Origin of the sequence: Belliella marina (assembly GCF_042682445.1) — a bacterium.
GTDB classification, from domain to species: domain Bacteria; phylum Bacteroidota; class Bacteroidia; order Cytophagales; family Cyclobacteriaceae; genus Belliella; species Belliella marina.
On record NZ_JBHUHR010000021.1, the window covers coordinates 87,788 to 102,233 of the forward strand.

General features: G+C 40.8%; 15 protein-coding genes. 9 read left to right on the top strand and 6 right to left on the bottom strand.

Annotated elements, in window-relative coordinates; translation table 11 throughout:
* Position 1: 1 nt before the first annotated feature.
* Entirely contained in the window at positions 2-853 is an 852-nt protein-coding gene (locus tag ACFSKL_RS07245) for a hypothetical protein (protein WP_376884862.1), read from the top strand.
* Between the two features lie 717 nt (positions 854-1,570).
* On the opposite strand, the gene ACFSKL_RS07250 is transcribed toward ACFSKL_RS07245, so the two are convergent.
* Genes ACFSKL_RS07250 through ACFSKL_RS07265 form a run of 4 tightly spaced genes read right to left on the bottom strand, consistent with a single transcriptional unit; the run spans position 1,571 to position 3,687 of the window.
* Positions 1,571-1,978: a Fur family transcriptional regulator gene (locus ACFSKL_RS07250; RefSeq protein ID WP_376884864.1), complete on the bottom strand. Its 408-nt coding sequence runs from the start codon at positions 1,976-1,978 to the stop codon at positions 1,571-1,573.
* Positions 1,971-2,207 carry a membrane protein insertion efficiency factor YidD gene (yidD, locus tag ACFSKL_RS07255; protein ID WP_376884865.1) on the bottom strand — a complete coding sequence of 79 codons (237 nt, stop codon included), beginning with the start codon at positions 2,205-2,207 and terminating at the stop codon, positions 1,971-1,973. Before yidD ends, ACFSKL_RS07250 begins: the two co-directional genes overlap by 8 nt.
* The gene (gene dcd, locus ACFSKL_RS07260; protein ID WP_376884867.1) at positions 2,204-2,725 is read right to left on the bottom strand and encodes a dCTP deaminase; all 522 of its coding nucleotides are present in this window, start codon (positions 2,723-2,725) and stop codon (positions 2,204-2,206) included. The genes yidD and dcd overlap by 4 nt, the downstream gene beginning before the upstream one ends.
* Before the next feature lie 5 nt (positions 2,726-2,730).
* The gene (locus ACFSKL_RS07265) at positions 2,731-3,687 is read right to left on the bottom strand and encodes a CobW family GTP-binding protein (protein ID WP_376884869.1); all 957 of its coding nucleotides are present in this window, start codon (positions 3,685-3,687) and stop codon (positions 2,731-2,733) included.
* Positions 3,688-4,202: 515 nt separating this feature from the next.
* On the opposite strand from ACFSKL_RS07265, the gene ACFSKL_RS07270 reads away from it, so the two are divergent.
* The 7 genes from ACFSKL_RS07270 to mog all read left to right on the top strand — a co-directional run bounded on the left by ACFSKL_RS07270 (position 4,203) and on the right by mog (position 13,534).
* Positions 4,203-4,904, top strand: coding sequence for a response regulator transcription factor (locus ACFSKL_RS07270; protein WP_376884871.1), 702 nt, complete (start codon positions 4,203-4,205; stop codon positions 4,902-4,904).
* 208 nt (positions 4,905-5,112) lie between these two features.
* Positions 5,113-6,483 carry a sensor histidine kinase gene (locus ACFSKL_RS07275; RefSeq protein ID WP_376884873.1) on the top strand — a complete coding sequence of 457 codons (1,371 nt, stop codon included), beginning with the start codon at positions 5,113-5,115 and terminating at the stop codon, positions 6,481-6,483.
* Positions 6,484-6,556: 73 nt separating this feature from the next.
* Complete coding sequence (locus ACFSKL_RS07280) at positions 6,557-7,855, top strand: TolC family protein (RefSeq protein ID WP_376884875.1); 1,299 nt, start codon at positions 6,557-6,559, stop codon at positions 7,853-7,855.
* Between the two features lie 25 nt (positions 7,856-7,880).
* Complete coding sequence (locus ACFSKL_RS07285; protein ID WP_376884877.1) at positions 7,881-8,984, top strand: efflux RND transporter periplasmic adaptor subunit; 1,104 nt, start codon at positions 7,881-7,883, stop codon at positions 8,982-8,984.
* A gap of 5 nt (positions 8,985-8,989) precedes the next feature.
* Positions 8,990-12,094: an efflux RND transporter permease subunit gene (locus ACFSKL_RS07290; protein WP_376884879.1), complete on the top strand. Its 3,105-nt coding sequence runs from the start codon at positions 8,990-8,992 to the stop codon at positions 12,092-12,094.
* Positions 12,084-12,653, top strand: a complete 570-nt coding sequence (locus tag ACFSKL_RS07295) for a hypothetical protein (protein WP_376884880.1) — start codon at positions 12,084-12,086, stop codon at positions 12,651-12,653. Before ACFSKL_RS07290 ends, ACFSKL_RS07295 begins: the two co-directional genes overlap by 11 nt.
* A 350-nt stretch (positions 12,654-13,003) precedes the next feature.
* Positions 13,004-13,534: a molybdopterin adenylyltransferase gene (mog, locus tag ACFSKL_RS07300; protein WP_376884882.1), complete on the top strand. Its 531-nt coding sequence runs from the start codon at positions 13,004-13,006 to the stop codon at positions 13,532-13,534.
* An 81-nt stretch (positions 13,535-13,615) separates the two neighbouring features.
* Here mog and ACFSKL_RS07305 read toward each other — a convergent pair whose 3' ends face one another.
* Together ACFSKL_RS07305 and ACFSKL_RS07310 are read right to left on the bottom strand one after the other, a co-directional pair.
* Positions 13,616-14,077 carry a tetratricopeptide repeat protein gene (locus ACFSKL_RS07305; RefSeq protein ID WP_376884883.1) on the bottom strand — a complete coding sequence of 154 codons (462 nt, stop codon included), beginning with the start codon at positions 14,075-14,077 and terminating at the stop codon, positions 13,616-13,618.
* Between the two features lie 11 nt (positions 14,078-14,088).
* The gene (locus tag ACFSKL_RS07310; protein ID WP_376884885.1) at positions 14,089-14,235 is read right to left on the bottom strand and encodes a hypothetical protein; all 147 of its coding nucleotides are present in this window, start codon (positions 14,233-14,235) and stop codon (positions 14,089-14,091) included.
* On the opposite strand from ACFSKL_RS07310, the gene ACFSKL_RS07315 reads away from it, so the two are divergent.
* Positions 14,235-14,426 carry a hypothetical protein gene (locus tag ACFSKL_RS07315; RefSeq protein ID WP_376884887.1) on the top strand — a complete coding sequence of 64 codons (192 nt, stop codon included), beginning with the start codon at positions 14,235-14,237 and terminating at the stop codon, positions 14,424-14,426. The genes ACFSKL_RS07310 and ACFSKL_RS07315 overlap by 1 nt on opposite strands.
* Positions 14,427-14,446 lie beyond the last annotated feature (20 nt).

A 14,446-nucleotide genomic window follows, 5' to 3' on the forward strand; every position in this document is an offset into this window, starting at 1 on the left:
CATGAATCGAATCAAACAATCCATATTAACCCTTACGCTCTTATTTATCTTCAAACTTGCATTTGCAGGTACTCCAAGCTTGACGTTGGCTGATTCGTTGGCGAAAGAAATCCTTGAAAACGAAGGCCTCTATACCGTGATGGGAGGACTTAAGCCTGTCAGCACTGTGCTGCAATTTGGTTTTGGGATAGACACAGTCACCCAAGAGTATTTGGATGGAAAGCAGGTGGAGGGAAAGCTGAAAGAATTCAATAAGGTACTCAGTTTGCTGGAAAACGAGGAGATTGGCTTTGCCTTGCTTCCTTTCAAAGCTGTTCATGGAGACAAAAGGATTTTTCAGATCATGGTATACCACAGGGAATCCCTTCGCCAATTGATTGCCGGGCATGATTCTTTTTTCCTAAAAAGGGGTGTCTTGCCCGATATGACTTTCCCTCAAATCATAGCGATGGTGGAATTTGGCGAAAGTATGGAGAGGTTTAGGGCATATGGTTACCTGTTTGGATACCCAGATCATGCGGTGGATTTTTTTGTGGAAGCTTCCGAGAGTTTCAACAAGACAAAAGAGTTTGTAGAGCGGGATTTTTTCCAGATTCCAGTTTCAAGCAAAGCAGAAGGACATTTTGTATATGCAGTTCCAAAGGGATACGAACCCCAGGAAATAGACCTTAGGCTTCGTGCCAAAGCGGGTCAATTGCTTGAATCTTATGCCTATTTGAAATCTTCAAGGAAACCCAATGAAGAAAAATACCCATACCTTGATTTATACCTGGAAATGAGGGAACCCGAGAATCAAGTTTCATGGAGCAAATTCAAAAACATGCAAGATTCAGCTGAATCACTTGTGCAATGAGAAACAAGAGTCAAGAATCAAGACATAAGAACCAAGACATAAGAAACGAGAAGCAAGAAATGAGAGGGATCAACCACGAAGTGCCTGTCCCGAACATCGGGAGTTAAACTTTCAATAACTTGTCCGCCGTGGCGGAGCCCCGGGTTGCAACCCGGGGATCAAAGTTGATGACGAGGACAACAACCCCGAGAGAGCCTGCCTGGCGTCAGACAGGGTTGAACTCCTCTAATAGAAAAAAAAAGTGTCAACTATTTTCAGGACGTGACAAGAATGAGAGAGGGCGTGTGGGATTTTAGCGACATGTACTTGAGAAAAAATGCCGTAGGCATGACCGAAATATTAGATCGGTAATTTATTGCCGAGATTAAAGATTCGTGACGGTTTATCAAGTGCCGTAGGCACGAACGATTTAGGGAATTACACAAAAAGCACCCTAAAAATGTGAAGTTAAATTAAGTAAAAAGACAAAATAAATATCAAGGCGTAACAATGTGAGGTTTGAGACACAAGACAAAATCAACATCTCGCTGAGTGCAAAGCTGCAGAGATACGCTGGGGATAGTAGATGGGGGATTACATTCAAGGTCCTAGCTAATTCTTGATTCGTTATTCGGAGTTCAAAATTCATGATTTAAAAAATGTTGAATATTGAATTTTAAATATCGAATAATAAAGTTCCATAAGAAAAAGCAAGTCTCAAAAAACAATGAAAAAGTATCAAGAGCTGCCACATTCCTCACAAAAGCCTTCCAATATCACAGATTGGAAGCTTATTTTTTTGTCCCGGATTTCGTTCAGGTATTCTTCCGGTAGATTGGGCAAAGCTTCTACTTTTTGACAGGATTTACATCGGAATTGGGCAGGGTTGATACAGCCAAGATCATTGGTTTGTAGCGTGTAGAGCGTGTTGCCATCAGAACAGGGGATTTTGCAGATTAATTTTTTCTCGGTAAAAAGCATCAAAGTCCGGTAAACAGTGGTTCTATTCATCTGGGAGAGCATCTGTCCACTCATGGTGCACAGCGAAAAAGCCTTTCCTTCTTCCGCCAATTTCTGGAGAACAGCTATTCTGTTTTTATTGGGACGGATTCCCTTTTCTTTCAAAATCAAAGCATAATTATCCATGTTTTTCACATTTTTTCTTGGGTACAGGGTCATAGCCAAATGTGCCCCAAGGATGGCATTTGGACAATCTCTTGAGTCCAATTGATATACCACTTACCACGCCATGGATTTGGATGGCTTCGATCATATAGGCAGAGCATGTGGGCTCATGTCTACAGGATGCAGGGAACAGGGGGCTGATCAGCAATCGGTAGACTTTGATGGGCAGTATAAATATAGCTTTGATCATTTTTCGAAATCCTGATAAAGTAAGCTGGGTTGAATCCCTGAATTATGTTGGTACTTTCCGGAATTATAAGTCTGGAAAGGTTTACTGATATCATGGTAATAAATCTGGCATATCTCTACATTCGGATAGATCCTGATAGGGTGGACGCAGAAAATCTCCAATGTCCAAAAACCATCAAAACCAACATCTCCAAAACCTGCCGTGATATGTACAAACAAGCCAAGCCTTCCAATCGAAGACCTGCCTTCCAGCATTGGTACGAGGTTTTCGGTACGTGTCCTTTCGATCGTTTTTCCGAGATAGAGCCTGTTGGATTCCAACAGCAGGCCTTCTTCCGGAATAGTGATTTCCATAGTAGTGTGCAGTTTTTTCATGTCCAATACCTCATCTTCATACGTCAAGAGAACATTGTCCAACCGCAGGTTGTAGCTGTTGGGATTGAGGCGGTTGTGGTCGAAAGGATCAATGAAAATATCCTTTTCCAATCTGTTTTTTATTTCTAGTCCACTCAGAATCATAGCAATCAGTTTTCTAGTACTTTTTCTTTTTTGTAGCCAAAAAGTATCCTTTCCAGCCCTTTTCTTTCTATATCCCTGCCTATAAAGACAAGGAAGTATTTTTGTGAATCCGATGGCGTATGTGCGGTAAGTGTAATTTTATTGCCTGTAGACTGTAGGAGGACGGGGTTTTCTTCCCCCTTCAAGCGTACAAATCCCTTTATCCTATATACTTGATGGTAATGGAGATACAGTGTCACCGATAGGGAAGCGTACAGTTGGTCTCTGTCGAATTCCTCCGGTACAGCTATCGCAATACTTTTCATCCTATGTCCCGCATTCGTTTCAATGGTTTGGAATTGGTCAATTTTTGCATAGTTGGACATGGATCTATCCGGGACAGGGTCGATACTGAAATTGCCGTGAATAGTAGGTTCTATTGCAGCAAATGGATTGAGGGATTTTAATCTACTTTCCAATTCTTTTATGTATGCGGGTCGTACCAGGTCTGATTTGTTGATCAAAATCCGATCTGCCGCTATGATCTGCCGGTACATTTCAGGAACTTCGGTGACCCTATCTTCGAAATTTTCCGCATCCACCAGACAGATGACCTGGGTCAGGTTGAAGTACTTCAGTACATCGTCCCTTTTGAATACCGAGGCCAACATACCTGCATCGGCTACACCTGATGCTTCTATGTATAGACAATCAGGCTGTTTTTCGGCTATGATCAGTTGGGTAAGGACTTCAATCAGTTCGGCATCCAGGGAACAGCAGATGCAGCCGTTGTTTAACTCAAATAGTTGGTTGTAATTTTTCTGGACCAGAGTGCTGTCCACCGAGACTTTCCCGAATTCATTTTCAATGACAAAATTCAGTTTCCCCTTGTCATTGGATAGTATATTGTTGAGCAGTGTTGTTTTTCCAGCTCCCAAAAACCCAGTGAGAATGATGACTTTGATTTTTTCTGCTTTTTGCATTAGGTGTTTTTTTATGCCTTTTTTACAGTACCGTTGGTATTCGCGCATGGTACTGCGGATTGAATGATTGTTTGTCAAAATAGCTTTGACTAGACTTACCAATTTTTTCTAGCCGACTAATAGAACATTTTCGGTTGCCTAGCATAGAATTGGATATCAAAACAAAAATATGTTTTTTAAACTTAAATATGCAACTATGTTGCATATATTTGGATTGTGGAAAGTGGAAATTTATATTTATGATTATCCGCAATGGCAGCAGTAGTTAAATTATGCATATGTAATCATGCGGATATACATATTAATATTATAGCTTGTCCAAGCCTGTATTATTGCATGGTGCCAATACCAATTGAATGCGGTTTAAATTTTTATTTTCCTAATCCCTCCATTCACATTCTGTTTTTCATGAAGCATTCGGAAGATTTCTTGTCTTTTCTGAGCATTTAAAAGAAGGGCATTCCAAAACCTATAGAGTCATTTTTACAATCTTGCCATGAACAATAAACCATATAATGAGTAGTTTTACATTTATGGAAATTTTAATAGTAGAAGATGACCCAACATTAAGTAGAAACATCAGTGAGGCGCTTACTGCTGAAAACCATCATACCGCATGTGTTTATGAAGGCTTATTGGCGGACAGGATGTTGAAAAAAAGCAATTTCGACTGTATCATCATGGACATCAACCTACCAGGGAAAAATGGCTTTGACTTATGTAAAGATTTCAGACTGCACAATACCTCTACTCCTGTGATTATATTGACGGCATTTGCTGAGTTGGAGGATAAAGTACAAGGATTTGATTGTGGAGCAGATGATTACCTGACCAAGCCATTCTACATGAGAGAACTTATTCTACGGGTCAACTCGCTGATAAAGAGAAACAAGCAGAATAATTCAAGAGCTGAAGAAACCCCCATTTTGGTAACAGGCGATATTACACTGAATGATGATCAAAAAAAAGTATTCAGACAGGGTAAGGAAATCAGTTTGACTCCAAGAGAATACCAAATCCTTCGGAGGTTAATGGAAAGAAATGGAGACATCATTTCGAAGGCTGACTTGATAAAAGAAATTTGGGGAAGGTCTTTTGACGCCAATACCAATACCATTGAAGTATATGTTAATTTTCTGAGAAATAAACTTGACAAACCCTTTGGCAAAAGCACAATCAAGACCAAAGTTGGCTATGGGTATTATTTGGACTGTTGATACATGAATTGCTAAGTTGCGGGGATCTACACATTGACTGAATAAAAAAGCGGGGAAATTGCTTTTGACAATTTCAAAGTGAGAAACCCTTCGATGGTTGTCCAATTTGATGGATTGGTCTGTGTGGACACAGACAAAGGTGATTAAGTTCAAACATAGGAGGGTTCTTTTGGATAAAAGTGATTTCCCTGAATAAAAAAGCGGCTAAATGAAAATTAGGAACAAAATACTTATATACTTTTCCACTACTGTAATTGCCCTCACCGCAATTTCATTTATAATTGTTTACATTCTGTTTTCGGAATATCGAGAAGAAGAATTCCAACAGCAGCAAAACGAAAAAATCCACACCACGCTCAAGCTCATCGAGAGGTTTAAGGAAGAAAGTGCCACCATATCCTACCTCATCGACAAGCAAGATATCAATGATTTTTACGATGAGAAACTCCTTGTATATGATTCGGAAAAGAACCTTATTTTCTCCAGTTTGGACAGCTTGGATATAGTGAAGGCAGGGACTGTTCTCAACAGACTTTCCCCAAAACAAAAGTGGATAGAAACAAAAGAAGATAAATATGATCTCATAGGGATCTATGCAGTCACCAACAACAACGAATACTATGCAGTCAGCAAGGCATTTGATGCCTTCGGTTATGCAAAGATGTATTTTCTGAGGAATGTGCTGATCGGGATATTCCTGTTTATCACAGTTGTGGTGATTTTTGTATCAAGGTTTCTTTCCCACAAAATCTCCAAGCCGATAACAGCACTTGCAGAAAACCTAAACAAATACGATCTGAGCAAAGAAAAAATTGATGGATTGTCAATCGAAACTTCTTCGTATGAATTGATACAATTGACCCAAAGATTCAATGAATTGTTGAGAAGGACCAATGAGGCATTTGTGTTTCAAAAGCATACGGTCCACCATATTTCCCACCAATTAAAAACTCCCATTTCAGTATTGGTGTCCGAACTTGAAAAAACAATGTGTCTGTCAGATGTTGAGGACATAAAATCTCAGATAGGGAGTCAAATCGTCAAAGCAAAATCCTTGGGTGGTGTCATAAACGTATTGCTGGAAATCGCTAAAATTGAATCGGGACAAAAAGCCAAAATGCAGGGGTTTCGGATTGATGAGATTTTTTATGATGTCATAGAGGAGCTTCATGCCACCTATCCGGATTTTTATTTTGAAGTAAGCTACAGTCCTGATGAAACCAAAGAAATTAGACTGATCATAGACCTGAATCCAGTGCTAATCCGGCAAGCCATCCTGAACCTATTGACAAACTGTGTTTCATATAGCGATAGCGCAAGCGCCAAAATAATATTTGATTGCGCCGATGCCCATCGTTTGAAAATTCAGATTATCAACACAGGAACTCCCATCAGCCAAATGGAAGAAAATTTCCTGTTCAACCATTTTTTTCGTGGGAAAAACAGCCATGGTAAAATCGGATTTGGCTTGGGCTTGGTATTGACAGAAAAGATTGTCAAACTCCATAGGGCAACCATAAACTATTCAAACCCTTCTGAAAATCTTAATGTCTTTGAGCTCAACTTTCCTTTAAGCTAAATTTTATTCGTTTTAAGGTCTTTTTAAGGTTGCTATCCGCAGTTTTGCCTATCATTTAAGATGTAGGTAAACTATGGATATTATCAGGTCAGGAATCTTTATCACCATTCTTTTTTTGCTTTGCTTTTCTGCCAGGGCCCAGGACACGTTAAGGTTAAGCCGTGAGGAGGCTGAGTCTGTGTTTTTGAAAGAAAATCTATTAATTGTTGCCGAAAGGCTAAGTATCCCACAAGCAGAAGCCATGGTAATGCAGGCCAAACTGTGGCCCAACCCCACGTTTTCCATTTCTGAAGTAAACCTTTGGGCCACCGAGAGACAAACTGGTGGACAGGAAGTTTCCCCTCCTTTTTGGGGCAATTTTGGAAGGAACCAGCAAATAGGTTTCGATATAGAACAGCTTATCCAAACTGCAGGAAAACGCAAAAAATTGATTGCACTAGAGCAGGTGTCTGTGGAAAAATCCAAGCAATACTTTGAGGATTTGCTCAGAAACCTAAAAATAGAATTCCGAAACCAACTTACCCAACTGCAATACCTGCAAATGAGCAGGGGTATCTACAAGAATCAGCTAGTTTCCATCAAGCAACTCACCAAGGCATATCAAAGCCAAGTGGAACAAGGCAATATTCCGAAGGGCGAATATATCCGCTTAAAAGCCCTCGAACTGGAGATAGCACAAAACATCAACGAACTGAACAAAGAAGTCAACGTGTCTCAGAAGGAATTGAAACTGCTGATGCGGTTGCCTTCAACTACACAACTCGAAATATCGGAAGATGGCTACCTAAAAGATACCGCACAATTCAGCCTGTTGGTTTTGAATGACCTAATCGAGCAGGCAAAAGAGTCCCGCCCTGACTTTAAAATTGCCCAATTGGAGGAGGATTATTCTAAAAACCTGTACGCATATGAGAAGGCTCAGCGTGTACCTGACATTGTGCTGAATGCAGGTTATGACAGAAATGGTAACACCATGCTTGACTTTGTAGGTGTCGGTATATCCATGGATATCCCTTTTTTCAACCGGAATCAAGGAAACATAAAACATGCGCAACTCAGTATAGACCAATCCAAAATACTGTCTCAACAAAAAACATTGGATATAGAAAATGAGCTTGTGCTTTCTTATCAAAACCTATCCAATGCCATCGATTTTCTGGCTGAAATAGAGCCTGGTTATGAAGCTATCCTGGATGTTTTGCTGGATAGTTACACAAAAAATTTCATCGGAAAAAATATAAGCCTGCTTGAATACCTGGATTTTTTGGATGCCTATCTGGAAAACAAAATAATCATTCTTGAAACAGGAAAAGAGGTAAACGAGAAAGCAGAAGAACTTAACTATTTCGTAGGATTGGATTTGATAAAATAAAAATATTGAAGTTAAAATGGACAAAATGATACTAAAACCGATGCTGGGAAGCTTTCTGATAGGAGTCGTATTTTTCAGCAGCTGCAGTAACCCTAAAGGACACCAAGAGGTTGTCGAAAAAGAAAATTTCTGCTTGGATGACAACTTCAAGTCAAAAATCGAATTGGAGCAGCCCAAAATACAAGTTGTAACTGAAGGCATACATCTTACGGGCGTCGTAGAGCCTAACCCTGACAAAGTGATCCATTTTGTGAGCTTGGTAGGAGGGGTTATTTCCAATACCAACTTTTCCTTGGGAGACAAAGTTTCCAAAGGTCAGGTGTTGGCAGAATTGAGAAGCACTGAGTTGTCAGAGCTGCAATCCCAATCCAAAACAATCACATCTCAAATAAAGGTGGCAGAGAAAAACCTTCAGTCAGTACAATCAATGTACGATGACAACATTGCTTCCGAAAAAGACCTGATGGAAGCCCAAAGCGAATTGGAGGTGATGGTGGCAGAAAGGGAAAGGATAAACTCCAACCTCAGTTTGTTCAGTGCAAGTCCCGAAAGGGGGGTGTTTCAGATCAAGTCACCCTCTTCTGGCATAATTACTTCCAAAACCATCTCCGCAGGTACACAAATCTCCGCTGAAGGAGAGCCATTGTTTACAGTTTCTGATTTGGGCGAAGTTTGGGTTTTGGTCAACGTGTATGCTACCAATGTGATGAACATAGAAACAGGTATGCCTGTAAAAATCAAAACGCTATCATATCCGGATGAGACTTTTGAAGGGAAGATTACGACCATCTCGCAGGTGTTGGATTCGGAAGCGAAAGTGCTAAAAGCAAGGGTAGTCCTGCAGAATGAAGACTTGCGGCTAAAGCCCGGAATGATAGTGGATGTGACCGCAATGAAGGAACTCAAAGCAGAAGGCTTGAGTATCCCCACTGTAGCAATGGTTTTTTACAACAACCAAAACTATGTCGTAGTGCATAGGGGAGATTGTGATATTGAAATCAGGCAGGTAGAAATTCTTACCAAAAGCAATGGGCTTACTTTTCTTAAAGGTGGATTGCATGAAAATGAAAAAATCATCTCCAAAAACCACCTGCTTATCTATGAACAAATCAAAAACTTCCAAAACTAATTGAGATGCAAAAATTCGTTCAGGGTATAGTTTCTTTTTCGTTAAAAAACTCCATAGTTGTATTCTTTCTCACAGCCTTATTGGTCGTGGCAGGGACCATCAGTTATATCAACACACCCATTGAGGCATTTCCTGATGTGACCAATACCCGTGTAAGGGTCATTACACAATTGCCGGGAAGAAGTGCCGAAGAAGTGGAGAAATTTATCACACTGCCGATCATGAAGGAAATGAACACCATTCCAAAAAAGTCGGAAGTCCGTTCTATTTCATTGTTTGGCTTGTCTGTGGTCACTGTGATCTTTGAAGATGATGTTGATGATTTTTATGCCCAGCAATATGCATCCAACCGATTGCAGGGTGTTGATCTCCCCCAAGGTGCAGAGGCAGAAATAGAGCCACCTTCAGGAGCTACGGGTGAAATCTTCCGGTACGTGTTGAAAAGTGACCGACCTATCAAAGAGCTCACAGCTATCCAAGATTGGGTGATCGTACGGGAATTGGTCGCTGTTTCCGGGGTGGCTGATGTGGTGACTTTCGGAGGGGAAGAAAAAATCTATGAAATCAAAATCAACCCCACCGAATTGGCAAATTACGATTTGTCACCCTTGGAAGTATTTGAAGCAGTTTCAAAGACCAATATCAATGTAGGTGGTGATATCATAGAAAGGGGTTCGCAAGCATATGTGGTTAGGGGTGTTGGATTATTGGAAAGTGCGGAAGATATAGAGAATATATTGATAGAGGTAAGGGGTACTACTCCCATTTTGGTAAAACATGTAGCCGAGGTAATGGTGTCCGCCAAACCAAGGCTGGGACAGGTTGGTTTCCAGGACGATGATGATTTGGTACAGGGAATTGTTTTGATGCTCAGGGGAGAAAATCCCAGTGAGGTCAGTACACGATTGAAGGAAAAAATCGCCGACCTGAATGACCGAATACTGCCCAAAGATGTAAAAATAGAAGCCTTTGTAGATAGGACAGAGTTGGTGGATGTAACAGTAAGCACAGTTACAAAAAACCTGATAGAGGGAATTGTCCTTGTTTCCCTGATCGTATTTATCTTCCTCTATAACTGGCGTGTAACAGTAATTGTGGCATCGGTGATACCTTTGGCATTTCTCTTCGCCATAATAATGTTGCGCATAATGGGCATGCCTGCTAACCTAATCTCTATGGGTTCTCTAGATTTTGGGTTGTTGTTGGAAGGGGCTTTGGTCGTGACCGAAAGGATATTTGTGGGCTTGGAACATAAGGCAAAAGAACTGGGTATGGCACGCTTCAACAAGATGTCCAAGTCTGGGATTATCAAACAAAGTGTTCGGAATGTAGCGACATATATCTTCTTTGCACTATTTATCCTGATTATAGCCTTATTGCCAATATTTGCATTCCAAAAAGTAGAAGGTAAGATGTTTTCACCATTGGGCTATACCTTGGGTTTTGCCCTGTTGGGATCCTTGCTGCTGAGCCTTACCTATGTCCCTGCTATGTGTAAGGTACTGTTGGGGAAAAATATTGCCGAGAAGGACAATCTGATAACAAGGAGCTTCAGAAATGGGCTGTATAAAATGTATCAATGGACATGTCTCTACAGAAAAACAACAATTGCCTCCTTTATGCTGCTTTTTTTAACCTGTCTGTTTGGGTTTTACCACCATGGAACCGAGTTCCTACCCAAGCTTAACGAAGGGGCAGTGTATGTGAGAGCGACCTTGCCAAACAGTGTGAACTTGGACGAGTCTGTAAGGCTTGCAAATGAGATGAAGGGAAAAATCAGGAAATTTGATGAAGTGGAATTTGTCTTGACACAAACAGGACGGCCCAATGACGGGACAGACCCCACCGGTTTTTTCAATATTGAGTTCCATATCCAACTCCATCCCGAAAAAGAATGGAAGCGCGGTATAAAAAAGAAGGAGTTGATCGATGAATTGAGGCAAACACTCCAGACTTATCCAGGGATAGTCTTTGGTTTCAGCCAACCTATCCAAGACAATGTGGAAGAATATGTGGCAGGCGTGAAAAGTGCCTTGGTGATTAAGATTTTCGGAGACGACCTTTTTGAGTTGGAAGACTATGCAGAGCAGGTTGCCAATAATATTAGGGATGTGGAGGGGATTGAGGATTTGAATGTCTACAGAAACATCGGTCTGCCCGAACTCAGGATCAAGCTGGACGAAACCCGCATGGGCAAGTATGGGGTTGCGATGGCTGACGCCCAAGCGGTGATAGAAATGGCTATTGGAGGTAGTGCAGCCACTACTTTTTATGAAAATGAAAGGATGTTTGATGTGCGCATCCGATTCCAAAAAGAGTATCGTGATGACCAAAACAAAATCGGGGAAATCCTGATCCCAACTTTGACCGGCAAAAAAATCCCATTGCGAGAAATTGCCGATATTGGATTTATCACAGGCCCCACCTTTATTTATCGTGAGGGTAGCAGTCGCTATATAGCTGTTGGATTCAGTATAGAAGGAAGGGATTTGGGCAGTACCATCGCAGAAGCAAGGGAAAAAGTAGAAAACAATGTAAAACTCCCGAAAGTAAACAAAATGGTTTGGGCAGGTGAATTCGAGTCAAAAGAGCGGGCAAGCAAGCGTCTGTTGATGATAGTACCGGTATCCCTATTGCTGATTATGTTTTTGCTGTGGATGAATTTCGAAGGCAACCTCAAAGATACCCTCATTTCGTTTATTGTAATTCCATTTGCCTTTATTGGGGGCTATCTTTCCCTTTGGGCTACAGGTACCATTTTTGGGATTTCCGCCGGGATTGGCTTTATCATCCTATTTGGGGTTGCCACCATTGATGGCATCGTATTGATTGGTACCATCAGGCAAAACCTCAATCTCAGACACCCCCTCCAAGAAGCAATCAACAATGGGGTATACAATCGGATCCGTCCAATCTTAATGATTGCCCTGATGGGCTCTATGGGCTTGCTTCCCGCAGCCCTGTCTACAGGAATGGGGTCAGAAATCCAAAAACCTCTAGCCATCATGATTGTGGGTGGATTGCTGATCTGTATGGTTTTGTCATTAACAGTTTTGCCACAGGTTTTTTACTTGGCATACCACAAAAATGAGAAGAAAAATGAAAGGTAGAAAATTGTCTTTGATACTCCTTGTTATGATAGCAATCTCAAGGAAAAATGACCTGCTTGCCCAAAATCACCATTCAACATTAGACAATTCAGCCGGAATATATATGACTTATGAGGACTTTGAGAGGGGAGAATCAATGAATGGATTTACACCATATCAGAAAAACCACACTATATGGCCTCAAGGCTTCTTTAAATACAAAGACATCGAACTGAAGACCCCAGATACTACTGTCGTATACAAACGCTCAGACATCTGGGGATACAAAGACCATAAAGGAAGTTTAATTCGTGTATTCAATAACCGCCATTACAAAGTTTTATGCGACAGAGGAATGATAATTTACATTATTTACTCCCCAACAAGAACATCATATCATTTCAGTAGAACATTGAGTGATGAAGTGTTCCATTTGACAAAGAAGAACTTGGTGGCTGCTTATGCCGACAGCCCAGACCTATTGCATAGGATTGATTCCATAAAGAAAAAGCATTGGTTGGTTTGGGATGATAGGAACGAATATTTCTTGCTCAATAAACTTATGTTCCAGATAGACTAAGCCACAGAGCAAAAGCCAAAATACAAGCATCTCCTTAGGGAAGAAGACAAAATCAATTATCCCCCCTTGACCTTCGAAAGGGGAAACAGGACTTGGGGGAAATATTGAAATCTGAAGATGGAAAATATAACAAGACAAAGCATAAAACCACAACCCAGATAATGTTTTATAGGCGGGTTTGGTTAGGAGATAAGTTGCCAATAGGATCGAATAGAGTAGAGGTTTTGTGCTTTTAGGGATATAAAAACAGTATATTTGACATTAGTTCTATATGGTATGTGCTGAGGAATTGAGCCTTGCCGGCTTTTAGCTACAATAATGTTGTGGTTATTTAAAAATTGTTTTTGGAAATGGATAAAATAAAAATAGGGATACTTACCTGTTCGGATCGAGCAGCAGCAAATGTATATGAGGATATATCTGGAAAAGAGATAATCAGGTATATGGATGAAGTATTGTCAAATGATTGGGAACCGATTTATAAAATTGTACCAGACGAAAAAGAGACAATTGCGGGTACAATGCTGGAAATGGCCCACACCGATCAATGCGCGTTGATCGTTACGACAGGTGGTACAGGGCCGGCACTGAGGGATGTCACTCCCGAAGCCACAGAAGCAGTATGTCAGAAGATGCTCCCAGGTTTTGGGGAATTGATGCGGCAAGTGAGCCTTCAATATGTCGCTACGGCGATTCTTTCCAGACAAACTGCCGGGGTTTTGGACAATTCCCTGATCATCAATTTACCGGGTAAACCATCGGCAATCAGGCAATGTCTGGAGGCTGTTTTTCCGGCAGTTCCATACTGTCTGGATTTGATTGGAGGACCCTATTTGGTCTGTGACGATAGCAAGGTTAAGATTTTCAGACCTAAGCAATAAGGGTGTTGTTTTTAGGTGGTTAGGCGAAATGCTGCGTTTCCGGTTTATTTGTCTTTCATCGATAAAAACATTTGTTTTTCTTCAATCGAATTTGGCTATTTCGTTGTCTTTGAAATGGCTTTTTAAGTTTTGGAACAGTTTTTCCTGCTGTGTTTTCCCAAAATGGTTTTGTACAAAATCGAGAAGGGAAAGTGTCGCCTTTTTTAATTCACTTTGGAGTATTTGAATGTCCACACCTTCTTGGTTGGACAGGTGTAAAAGATAAAAAATAACTCTTCGGAGCATTTTTTCAGCCTCTTCAAACTGCCCCAATTCCTTGTATGTGTTGGAAATGTTGTTGCAGGAGATAATGTACACCTGCATAAAGGGGATGTTCAGTCTTTGGCATTCTGAATGGTAATGGGCTAGAATCTCAGCCCTTGAAAGTGCATTTTCATAGACCAATAGGGCGTTTTCAAATCCTTTTTTGTTGAATTGATCATTGGCAGTTAAGGTTAACTTTTTCCAATGGTTTTCGATGTAAATTATTCTGGTTTCACACATCTTTTTTGAGTTTAAATTAATGCTACAAAAAGAGTCATCATCACCAAAAAGCCTCCGATAAACCCGATTGTAGCCACATCTGAATCTTTATGCTGTTGTGCTTCAGGGATAACCTCCTCAACCACGACAAATATCATAGCACCCGCTGCAAAAGCCAATGGAGGGGATAAGTAAACTCCAGATACTTGCAGCTATCATTACCCCTCCGGTAAATCCAAGCATGCCATCCATGATGTTTTTGTTTACTTTCTTAAACAAGAAAACAGAAGCTGCACCAAATGCTGCTACTAGCCAGGTGAATAAAGTGGCATACAGCACTGCAAGTATAGGATCGATGCTTTCAAGGTGATTGACTATAATTGGAGTTAC

Coding starts and splice junctions, on each gene's coding strand:
- ACFSKL_RS07245 (WP_376884862.1), top strand. CDS start 2: ATGAATCGAATCAAACAATCCATATTAACCCTTACGCTCTTATTTATC.
- ACFSKL_RS07250 (WP_376884864.1), bottom strand. CDS start 1,978: ATGGATAATTATGCTTTGATTTTGAAAGAAAAGGGAATCCGTCCCAAT.
- yidD (WP_376884865.1), bottom strand. CDS start 2,207: ATGATCAAAGCTATATTTATACTGCCCATCAAAGTCTACCGATTGCTG.
- dcd (WP_376884867.1), bottom strand. CDS start 2,725: ATGATTCTGAGTGGACTAGAAATAAAAAACAGATTGGAAAAGGATATT.
- ACFSKL_RS07265 (WP_376884869.1), bottom strand. CDS start 3,687: ATGCAAAAAGCAGAAAAAATCAAAGTCATCATTCTCACTGGGTTTTTG.
- ACFSKL_RS07270 (WP_376884871.1), top strand. CDS start 4,203: ATGAGTAGTTTTACATTTATGGAAATTTTAATAGTAGAAGATGACCCA.
- ACFSKL_RS07275 (WP_376884873.1), top strand. CDS start 5,113: ATGAAAATTAGGAACAAAATACTTATATACTTTTCCACTACTGTAATT.
- ACFSKL_RS07280 (WP_376884875.1), top strand. CDS start 6,557: ATGGATATTATCAGGTCAGGAATCTTTATCACCATTCTTTTTTTGCTT.
- ACFSKL_RS07285 (WP_376884877.1), top strand. CDS start 7,881: ATGATACTAAAACCGATGCTGGGAAGCTTTCTGATAGGAGTCGTATTT.
- ACFSKL_RS07290 (WP_376884879.1), top strand. CDS start 8,990: ATGCAAAAATTCGTTCAGGGTATAGTTTCTTTTTCGTTAAAAAACTCC.
- ACFSKL_RS07295 (WP_376884880.1), top strand. CDS start 12,084: ATGAAAGGTAGAAAATTGTCTTTGATACTCCTTGTTATGATAGCAATC.
- mog (WP_376884882.1), top strand. CDS start 13,004: ATGGATAAAATAAAAATAGGGATACTTACCTGTTCGGATCGAGCAGCA.
- ACFSKL_RS07305 (WP_376884883.1), bottom strand. CDS start 14,077: ATGTGTGAAACCAGAATAATTTACATCGAAAACCATTGGAAAAAGTTA.
- ACFSKL_RS07315 (WP_376884887.1), top strand. CDS start 14,235: ATGGAGGGGATAAGTAAACTCCAGATACTTGCAGCTATCATTACCCCT.